We start from the raw sequence: 9394 nt of genomic DNA, 5'->3' as shown, positions 1-9394 counted from the left end.
CCGTCCCCGCCGATGTGTTCGAGCTCGCGGGCCGGCTTGCGCTGGCGAGCCATCACCCCGTCGCCTCGGCGCTGGCGCGCGCGGCCGGCGCGAAATCGCCGCTGCCCGGGATCACGGAACAGCCGGGGCAGGGCGTTCGCGGCGTTCTTAAAGGTGAAGAGGTGAGGCTTGGAAGTCCAACTTTCTGCAAGGCCGATGATCTCGCGAACGAAGTCCTGAGCCGCGATCCCGAGGTTTCCGTCGTTGCCTTCGCGCGTGGTGAAAAACGTTATGTGTTCGCGGTCTGCCAGAGCCTGCGGCCGGACGCGCGCGCGGTCATCGCGGCGCTGCAGAAGCGTGGCGTGGCGGTAGAAATTGTTTCCGGTGACCGCGAGCCGGCGGTGCGCGCCGCGGCTGAGATGCTTCAAATCCCCGAATGGCGCGCCGGCGTCACGCCCGCCGACAAGATCGCCCGGATCGGGGAACTGAAGCGGCAGGGTTTTAAAGTCATGATGGTCGGCGATGGGCTCAACGATGCGCCGTCGCTGGCGGCGGCGCATGTCTCGATGTCGCCGATCTCGGCGGCGCATTTGAGCCAGGCGACGGCCGATCTCGTCTTCCTCGGCAACCGCCTCGCGCCGGTGATTGCCGCGGTAGACCATTCGCGGAAAGCGTTGCGCCTGATGCGGCAGAACCTCTATCTCGCGGTCGGCTACAATTGCCTCGCCGTGCCGATCGCCATTCTGGGCTTCGTGACGCCTCTGATCGCGGCCGCCGCGATGTCGGGCTCCTCGATCCTGGTGATGCTGAATGCGCTGCGTGCGCGACCTCTCCCGCTGGAGAATCTGTGATGGAGGTGATCCTGTTCCTGGTGCCGCTGGCGCTCTTGCTCGGCCTGTTCGGGCTGCTCGGATTTCTGTGGTCCCTCAAGAACGGCCAATATGACGATCTCGAGGGAGCCGCCTGGCGCGCGATTTCTGACGACGACGAAACGCAGGCTCCACGCCGCGTCGAGCTGAGGTCGGAATCGCGACCGTAATGCCTCGTCGTTGCGCGTCCCGGGATGCTTCCAATTTTGATCTGACGCAATACGGTCGGCTATTCGCCCCGCATACTTGACGTGCTCAAACCGTACCAGGAGGGTACTATGGCATCGGCTATAAGAAAGGAATCGATCGGAGGTAGGCTCATGGGCAGGTTTTCGGAGTGGCTCGGCCGGCTCCGTGATACCGCCGACCTCCGCGCCCTTGGAGCCGCCGAGCTCGATTGCATCGCGCGCGACCTTCGCGTCTCACCGACCGAGCTCGAAACCCTCACTTACCGTGGGCGGCGCGGCGCTGATGAGCTGTCGGGACTACTCAAGGCGCTCGGCATCGACGAGACGGCCATTGCGCGCAAGGAGCCGGGCGTGCTGCGCGACATGACGCTGGTGTGTGCACTGTGCGCCGAAAAGACCCGATGCAACCGCGAGATAGAGGCGGAAACAACGGCGCAGCACCTTCATGAATACTGCGCCAACAGCTACACGATCGATGCGCTGCGGACGAAGCCAAAGCCAGATGCGATGGATCTCGTTCGTGGTCCGAGCTGCTGCTGACAAGCTACAAATGGTCTAAGGGCCTCTCGGTCTTTAAACCGCGCGACTGTGCACGCCTGTTGACCGCGAAAGGTGAGCATCAAACGCTGAGGCAACGCTACGCACCAAGAATTCCGATCCTTCGCTGACGGTTAGCCGACCTTGAGACATTGTCGCGACTCCGTCGGCTAAAAGCCGGTCGATTCGGGCGCGATCGACGACTGCTGTCCGTGGATCCCGACGATGGATGCGGGATATCTGCTCCAGGTCAACGGTCAAATCGCACATGATCCGCTCGATGATATCAGCGCGGAAAAGGTCATCCTCGGTGAAAGCATAACCCTTCACCGTGGCTAGCCGGCTCTCCGCGATGCGGTTCAGGTAGTCGCGGATGGCCACTACGTTCTGGACAAAGCCGTGTGGCATCCGACCGATCGCGCTCGCCCCGTGGCCGATGAGTGTGTCAGCGCCGTCATCGGTGTAGCCCTGGAAATTGCGCCGCAATCGGCCATCGCTGCGCCGTCGCGAGCGCATCGTCTGGGAGCGCGAAGTGATCCAACCCGATGCGCACATACCCGCGTCCTGAGGGGCCCCTGCGATGGTCTCGGACTGAACGTGTCGCTCGACACTGTCAGGTAAGCTCTCCTCCGCGATCTTGCGCTGATGCTTCTTGAATGAGGGGACGTGCGCGTAGCCGAACACCGAAAGCCGGTCGGGGCGCAATTCGACGCACTTGGCAATGCTGTCTAGACAAGAGCTTACCGTCTGAAAAGGAAGACCATAGAGAAGGTCGAAGTTGATCCCCCGCACACCTGCCCGGCTGCCGTCTGCTCGAAGCTTTGCAATCTATTTATTGTGCGCTGCACTCTTGGGTCGAAGCTCTGGACTCCGAGGCTCGCGCGGGTGACCCCGCAGTATTCTAAAGCCTGCGTCAGGTTGTTGGTCAGAGTTCGCGGATCGACCTCAACGGCAATCTCGGCATCCGGAACCACGAAAAAGATACAACGCAAGGCGTAAGCGAGATCGACGAGCAGTTGCGGAGCCATGATGGTCGGAGTGCCCCGCCGAAGTGCAGATGCGCGACCGGCAGGCTTTTCTCTATCGTGTCCGCGACTAGTTGCGCCTCCCGACGCAAAGCTGCGACGAACGCGGCGATCGGCTCCTCGTGCTCGGCCACCGATGTATGGCATCCCGCAGTACCAGCACATTGAGCGACGGGTCGGTGGGCCGAAACCGATCTGAGCCAATGCCGATACACCTTCTCGCCGATTGCAGAAGAGAAGTGCGGGGCTGTTGGATAGCTGGTGTACCGTGGGAGCTTGTCTTGCCCGTAGATGTCAGCCAAATCCGATCGCATATTCGAGTTCCCCCCATTCCTAGCCACATAACAGCCTAGCGCCAACTGGACTTTGCGCTGGGTCAGGGAGTATGACCGGCGAGATCAGCGATTCAAAGCCAATGGGCTTGATCGTCAAGGTTGTCGTTGGTAGTGTTCTAAATCACCGGGAAACTATCAATTTGGGAATGTTTTTCGATGGCTCCCCCGACAGTCTGCTGCATTGTCGCATCCCGGATACAAAAATCCGGATACGGAGCAGCGTGCACTTCTAATCGGATTGGACGCTACCGAAAGAACTATTGAAGGTGATCACTCCTTTCAGCGAGTAGGGAACTGCACTTTTCAGCGTCGCTACGCTCTGGCGCAAGCCCTGCTTCCTGCTCACCGTGAACGTTACCGCTGCGTCTGGCGCAGGAGGAAGTGGACTAAATCTCAGCGACCGCAACGCCGCTGGTCGCCGAGAACATCGCCATGCATCCGATGATTGGCGCCGACATGGCGTTCGGCGTCTCCGAAAATGCGCGCGTATAGTTCATAGGCGTTCCAATTTGCATTCACGCGGAGGATAGGCAGATGCGTGGAAACTTGACGACCGAAAAAGCCCGACGCACTTTGCAAGGGGGAAGCAAGAGGTGCGTCGGGCTGCAACCTGGAGGTTGCGGGCATCGGCACGGGTGAACGTCCGTGTCCACGCCCAACATCATCTTTGCAAATGACGTGCCGCTCGAAGGCTGTCGATGATGTGCGTCTAGTCGGCCCGGGGCACGGCCGCGCGATATTCTTTGATTGAGAATAGTGTCGCAATTACCACGTTGCCGAGTGAGACTTTGTCGGCCATCAAACAATCATGGGCCATGATGAGCCGGGTGCCTCGCCGTTTGCGAGCCGTGTCCGTGCAAGCCTCGATGATTACCTTCGCACCAGCCGTCGGCCAACGCGCCCCCTCAGCGGTCTTTCGCGATTGAAGCCCTAAACGCGCAATTGTGAGATTTCCGCGGCGTGCCCTGGCTGATCCTTAAAAGCAGCGCAAGCCCGCAGCGGGCCTTGCAGGTGGGAAAAGGGCCGAGGCCGCGCAAAAAAGTCGGCCACCGCGAGGTCTTGATAGAATAGATTGCTATGAGGCCAGAGCTTACGCTGGGTCATCAGAGCGTCCGGCGCGAACGACGCGATTTAGATCAAGGCCGCTGAACGCATGTCTTTATGTATCAACAGTATAGATGCATCCCATCAAAACAATCGATTTCACCAATTTTACGGAATGCTGCATAGAAAAAGCGCATAGTCTGGTGCAAATGGCCGCACACACTCGGCGTCATTTCCGTCGTGGATGACGATCAGTCGGCGGGTGTAGCATTGACGGACAGCCTCTTTTCCGTGGGTCCATCTCAGAAGCATGATCTTGGTGACCGTCCTAAGATTACGTGAGGGAAGAACTAACGCCGTTGTCGAACTTCCCGCGCAGCGTTGGGCCGAATTCCCTGAATAGAGCAGAAGGAAGCGAAGCCAGATTTCATTTGGAACGGATATCGCCGTGGCTAAAGTTAACGGCGAATGCCCTCGCCGTAAATGAACCGTCGGCACCCTCCCTCTGCCGACGGAAGCTGGTGCGATGTGTAACAGCGTCGCTCCTCCCAGACTGACTTCCGCCCGGCCGCCGAAAGGGGGCCGGGCATTTTTTACTATGGCGAGTATGAGCGCCAGCTTGCAGATCTTGCATTTGATCTCACTCACGCCCATGAATTCAGGGGTTGGCCGCGTCCTCGCACCAATCCATCGCTAAATCAGAACGGCCCATCGGATTAGTTGATGTCTGTCACCGGCCTATTACTTCGCAACGATACTGCGACGGCAGAAAAGCGTTTAAGGACAGGCATGGCATTACCACTAAGTGCGTTGATTCAAATAGTTGTGGCCTCGTACAGCTGAAGTGGCGACCGGGTATTATTCTTTCCCGTCGAATTGCGAGCACACTGATCGATCATCGTGCGAGCGTACTCTGGTAGATGGCTGCGGGTGGCTTCTCACGCGCTCTACCCATCATTGCTGGGCGATCGATGTCGGTTAGCGCCTAGCTTTAAGCGCGAGGCCCACCGGTTTCGACGGCAGCCAGCAACAGGCGCCGCATCGGTCGCGCCGATCCGGGGCCTCAACCCGAACGAGTTTCTCGCTTCTTAGCTGCGCACGGGGTATTGCGAGCGAACACAGCCGTCCGGAACTGGAAATTCTCTCTCTCTCTCTCTCTCTCTCTCTCTCTCTCTCTCTCTCTCTCTGGAAAAACATCGCGGCCCGGGTCTGCAGTGCCAGACAAACCAGTGTGGGGCCAATATCTAGCCGAGAGGAATCTAACGTTGCCCTTCGGCCAATCGCCAGGTCGTTAGTCCTGGTTGGTTGACCTACACGACGTTAACACGCGACGAAGGCTCCGGGTGGAAACTTGAAATTCTGGGCGCTAGCGTCGAGTGGTAAATTCCTTCGCCGATCGCCGATATTCCCAGTTGGCGCGCTCAAGTTCGGGTCGATCAAACTCTTTCTGGGGATAGCCGACGCAGAGATAGCCGATGAACTTCCAGGACTCCGGCACTTCAAGAACCTCGTGGATGCGAGCCGGGTTAAGGATCGACACCCAGCCAAGTCCGATGCCGTCTGCACGTGCGGAGAGCCACATGCAGCAGATGGCGGCGGCGACGGAGTATTCGACCGCATCCGGCATGGTTGCACGCCCGAGGCGATGCCCCATATCGTTCGTCTTGTCCGCGAACACGGCCAGGTGACCCGGGGCCTCTTCGAGACCGGCGAGCTTGAGGCTCGCATACCGCGCCGCGCGTTCGCCTGAATAAGAATGCAACGCATCGGCGTTGCAGGCCCTGAAATCCTCGACCACGGCACTGCGCCTTGCGTTGTCTTCGACGATCACAAACCGCCAAGGCTGGCTCAGGCCGACCGACGGGGAAAGGCAGGCGATCTCAATCAGCCGCTCCATGGCGCCGCTCGGCAGAGGATCGGGACGAAAGCGCCGCACGTCGCGGCGCCACACGAAGAGCTCGCGCAGTTGCCGGCGAAAGGCTTCATCGAAAGCGACCATCAGGGTCCTGGTTCCGTGTGAAGGAGGGCAGCTGTCATCAGCAAAACCACGATCTCGCCAATCTGTTCGAACGCACCCAATATATCACCTGTCTGTCCGCCGACCTGCCTCGTGGCAAGCCACGCCAGTATCAACCCGGCCAGTGAGAGCAAAATCACTCCGATCAACGCCTTGCTCGGCCCGGAACCGAAAACGAGGCAAAGAGCCCCGAGAGCAAATGCAATGGCGGCGCTTCGCCCCGGCGGCCGTCCGGCTCGGGCCGAAAGCCCATCCGATCGCGCCGGCGGAATCAGCCACATGAAGGCGGGCATGCCGGCGCGCGCCGCCGCATGTGCAACCGAAAGCGCGGCCGCGATCGACATTGGCTCGGCGATCGTTTCGAGCGCGCTCCATCGCAAGATGAGCGATGCGATAAGCGCGCACGCGCCGTAAGTACCGATCCGGCTGTCGCGCATGATCTCGAGCTTCCGCTCGCGCGTCCGGCCGCCGCCGAGCCCGTCGGCGGTATCGGCAAGGCCGTCCTCGTGCATCGCGCCGGTGACGAGAACCGTGGCCGCTAGCGCCAACATGGCTGCAGGGCTTGGCGTCAAGCCCACCTCGCGTGCGATCCAGTAGACCGCCGCACCGGCAAAGCCAACCAGCAATCCTGCCACTGGCAACGCCCAGCTCGCGCGGGCAACATCGCCATCGCTGACCGGCGTCGCCGGCCCGAGAGGCAGAAGCGTGGAGAGCGAAATGGCGATTCTCAGGTCAGTGACGATGCCCCTGAGAAGCTCGAAATGATGCATGTTTCTTCATCCCGCGAACCGTCAACTCGCTCGCGCTCACCCGACGACGCGTCGCAATTCCGCCAAGCGCGGCATTACTTCAGCTTCATCGGCAATCCTGCCACGACGAATTCGACCTCGTCCGCAACGGAGGCAATCGTCTGGTTCAGGATACCCGCCGCGTCCCGAAATGCGCGCGCCAGCGCATTATCCGGCACGATACCGAGCCCGACCTCGTTCGTGACCATGATGACCGGGCTGCGCTGGCGCGCAAGCGCGTCAGCGAGCAGCGAAGCCTCATGCGACCAGTTGCGTTCCGCGTGGAGCAGGTTCGACAGCCACAGCGTGAGGCAATCGACCAGCCTTGCGCCACCGCCATCGGTTTCGATCAAGGCCTGCACGAGATCGAGCGGAACCTCGCGCTCGATCCAGTCCTTTCCTCGCCGCGCGCGATGCTTCGCTATTCGCTCGCCCATTTCCTCATCGAGCGCCTCTGCCGTGGCGATATAGATGGGCTGTTCCGGAAAAGCGCGGGTGCGGACTTCTGCGCGTAGGCTTTTGCCGGATCGGGTGCCGCCCGTGATGAGTATGATGGCCATGACGTCCTCCGCTTAAGGCCAGCACTAATCACCAATTTTCGACAAAGACAAAGGGTGAAATCAGGCGATATGGGGCTTGCCTTGATACCGAATTCTTGTGACATCAGGGCCAGGCACGACGGGAGATGATGCGTGGGCTTTGCGGGAGCGATGGCGGTGGCGATGACCGTGGACGCCCTGTTGGGCTGGCCCAACGCGCTGTTCGCCCGCATTGGTCATCCCGTCACCTGGCTCGGGAGGCTGGTCAACATTCTCGACATCAGCTTCAACCGGCCCATCGATCCGCCTGGAGTCAGGCGGATCGCTGGCGCAGCCGTGGCGCTTTTCGTGATTGGGCTTTCGGCCGGCATCGGATGGTCAGTTCAAGCCGCGCTCACCTTTGAATGGAGCCGCATCGTCCTGCTGGGAATCCTGGTATGGCCCTTGGTCGCACTTCGTTCGCTTTATGATTATGTGGCCGCCGTTGCGCATCCCCTGCAATCCGGTGATATCGCAACCGCACGTGCCGCGGTCGCGCACATCGTGGGACGCGACCCCGCAGCTCTCGATGAGGCAGGTATTGCGCGCGCGGCCATCGAGAGTCTGGCCGAGAACGCCTCCGACGGCATCGTCGCGCCGGTGTTCTGGGGGGCGTTGTTCGGGCTTCCGGGCATCATCGGCTACAAGGCGATCAATACGCTCGATTCCATGATCGGCCATCGCACGGAGCGGCACGGATCTTTCGGTTGGGCTGCCGCGCGCATCGACGATCTCGCAAATTTGATACCTGCACGTCTCACCGGTTGTCTGTTCATGCTGGTTGCCGGGCGGCCTTCGGATGCCATGTCGTGCATGGTGAGGGATGCGAGCCGCCACCGCTCGATCAATGCCGGCTGGCCGGAAGCAGCCATGGCCGGCGCGCTCGGCGTGCGGCTCAGCGGGCCGCGCATCTATCACGGAAGTACCGCCGACGAACCCTGGCTCAACGAGGGCGCGCGCGATCCGCTTGCCGCTGACATATGGCAAGGGCTGAAGCTCTACGTCCGCGCCATGGTCCTGTTGGCCGGCGCGCTTGCGATGATGGCTCTCGCATAACGGAGAAGGCTATGCTCGAGCATGGTGGCAATCTCGATCTCGCCGTTCAGCGCTTCGGCGGGCGTGCGCAGGACTGGATCGATCTCTCAACCGGGATCAATCGGCAGCCCTATCCGGTGAGCGAGATTGAGCCAAGGCATTGGAGCGCGCTGCCCTCCCGATCCGACATCGAGTCCCTCCATCAGGCTGCTCATCAGGCCTATGCCACCAAGGCGCCAATCGTGGCGCTTGGTGGCGCACAAGCGGCCATCCAATTGTTGCCGAATCTTTCATCGTGCGGCAGGGCGCGGATTCTTGCGCCCACCTATAACGAGTACGCAGCAGTTCTTGCGGCCGCAGCCTGGGACGTGGCAGAGGTTTTTGATCTCGAAGGGTTGGTGGGTGCCGATCTCGCCGTGGTCGTCAATCCCAACAATCCAGACGGCCAGCGCCATGATCCGAACGAACTGCTCGCGCTGTTGCCGCGCGTCGGTCGACTCGTGGTCGACGAGAGCTTCGGCGATGCCGTCCCCGACCTGTCGCTGGCACCGGAGGCGAAACGGCCGGGGCTGTTGATCCTGCGCTCGTTCGGAAAATTTTACGGGCTTGCGGGACTACGGCTCGGCTTCGCGCTCGGCAGCGAGGCCGATGTCGCGGCGCTGGCGGCGATGGCAGGCCCATGGCCGATTTCGGCTGCTGCGATTGCGATCGGACGGCGCGCCTTGCTTGATCGCGATTGGACGAAGGCGACCTCCATGCGGCTGGCACACGACGGCGTCCGGCTGGACGCCGAAGTGCGATCGCAGGACTGGCAACTGGTCGGTGGCACGCCGCTGTTCCGGCTCTATGAGGCCGGCGACGCGCGTGCCGCGCAGGAGCGGCTCGCACGGGGCCAGATCTGGTCGCGTGTATTTGGGCAAAGACCGGGATGGCTGCGGCTGGGATTGCCGGGTAACGAGACCGAATGGGCGCGGTTTGCTGCCGCGCTCTCGCGTTGAT

8 protein-coding genes and 1 pseudogene are annotated in these 9394 nt (G+C 61.2%); 5 read left to right on the top strand and 4 right to left on the bottom strand.

Annotation, left to right across the window (positions count from 1 at the left end):
* From CP49_RS32160 to CP49_RS32150, 3 genes are all read left to right on the top strand, one after another.
* Positions 1–830, top strand: an 830-nt coding sequence (locus CP49_RS32160) for an HAD-IC family P-type ATPase (RefSeq protein ID WP_156438769.1), incomplete at its 5' end; no start/stop codon positions are given.
* On the top strand, positions 830–1018 hold the full coding sequence (ccoS, locus tag CP49_RS32155) for a cbb3-type cytochrome oxidase assembly protein CcoS (RefSeq protein ID WP_057854145.1): 189 nt from the start codon (positions 830–832) through the stop codon (positions 1016–1018). The genes CP49_RS32160 and ccoS, both read left to right, overlap by 1 nt.
* A 150-nt stretch (positions 1019–1168) precedes the next feature.
* A complete protein-coding gene (locus CP49_RS32150; protein WP_057854144.1) occupies positions 1169–1576 on the top strand; it encodes a DUF6455 family protein in 408 nt (135 codons plus the stop codon).
* A gap of 33 nt (positions 1577–1609) precedes the next feature.
* On the opposite strand, the pseudogene hemN reads toward CP49_RS32150, so the two are convergent.
* From hemN to cobU, 4 genes and pseudogenes are all read right to left on the bottom strand, one after another.
* Positions 1610–2912, bottom strand: a pseudogene (hemN, locus tag CP49_RS32145) (oxygen-independent coproporphyrinogen III oxidase).
* A gap of 2431 nt (positions 2913–5343) precedes the next feature.
* Positions 5344–5976, bottom strand: a complete 633-nt coding sequence (gene bluB, locus CP49_RS32135) for a 5,6-dimethylbenzimidazole synthase (RefSeq protein WP_057854142.1) — start codon at positions 5974–5976, stop codon at positions 5344–5346.
* The gene (cobS, locus tag CP49_RS32130) at positions 5976–6764 is read right to left on the bottom strand and encodes an adenosylcobinamide-GDP ribazoletransferase (protein WP_057854141.1); all 789 of its coding nucleotides are present in this window, start codon (positions 6762–6764) and stop codon (positions 5976–5978) included. Before cobS ends, bluB begins: the two co-directional genes overlap by 1 nt.
* A gap of 74 nt (positions 6765–6838) precedes the next feature.
* Positions 6839–7342, bottom strand: a complete 504-nt coding sequence (gene cobU, locus CP49_RS32125) for a bifunctional adenosylcobinamide kinase/adenosylcobinamide-phosphate guanylyltransferase (protein WP_057854140.1) — start codon at positions 7340–7342, stop codon at positions 6839–6841.
* A gap of 132 nt (positions 7343–7474) precedes the next feature.
* Between cobU and cbiB the strand changes: the two genes are divergently transcribed.
* On the top strand, positions 7475–8416 hold the full coding sequence (gene cbiB / locus CP49_RS32120; RefSeq protein ID WP_057854139.1) for an adenosylcobinamide-phosphate synthase CbiB: 942 nt from the start codon (positions 7475–7477) through the stop codon (positions 8414–8416).
* 11 nt (positions 8417–8427) lie between these two features.
* Positions 8428–9393: a threonine-phosphate decarboxylase CobD gene (gene cobD, locus CP49_RS32115; protein ID WP_057854138.1), complete on the top strand. Its 966-nt coding sequence runs from the start codon at positions 8428–8430 to the stop codon at positions 9391–9393.
* Position 9394 lies beyond the last annotated feature (1 nt).

Source organism: Bradyrhizobium valentinum, from assembly GCF_001440405.1.
GTDB lineage: Bacteria > Pseudomonadota > Alphaproteobacteria > Rhizobiales > Xanthobacteraceae > Bradyrhizobium > Bradyrhizobium valentinum.
The sequence above is the reverse complement of the archived record's forward strand: the minus strand, read 5'-3'. Positions and strand labels throughout refer to the sequence as shown.

What these genes read in the sequence shown, in the direction of transcription:
- ccoS (WP_057854145.1), top strand. Translation starts at nt 830, where the DNA reads ATGGAGGTGATCCTGTTCCTGGTGCCGCTGGCGCTCTTGCTCGGCCTG.
- CP49_RS32150 (WP_057854144.1), top strand. Translation starts at nt 1,169, where the DNA reads ATGGGCAGGTTTTCGGAGTGGCTCGGCCGGCTCCGTGATACCGCCGAC.
- bluB (WP_057854142.1), bottom strand. Translation starts at nt 5,976, where the DNA reads ATGGTCGCTTTCGATGAAGCCTTTCGCCGGCAACTGCGCGAGCTCTTC.
- cobS (WP_057854141.1), bottom strand. Translation starts at nt 6,764, where the DNA reads ATGCATCATTTCGAGCTTCTCAGGGGCATCGTCACTGACCTGAGAATC.
- cobU (WP_057854140.1), bottom strand. Translation starts at nt 7,342, where the DNA reads ATGGCCATCATACTCATCACGGGCGGCACCCGATCCGGCAAAAGCCTA.
- cobD (WP_057854138.1), top strand. Translation starts at nt 8,428, where the DNA reads ATGCTCGAGCATGGTGGCAATCTCGATCTCGCCGTTCAGCGCTTCGGC.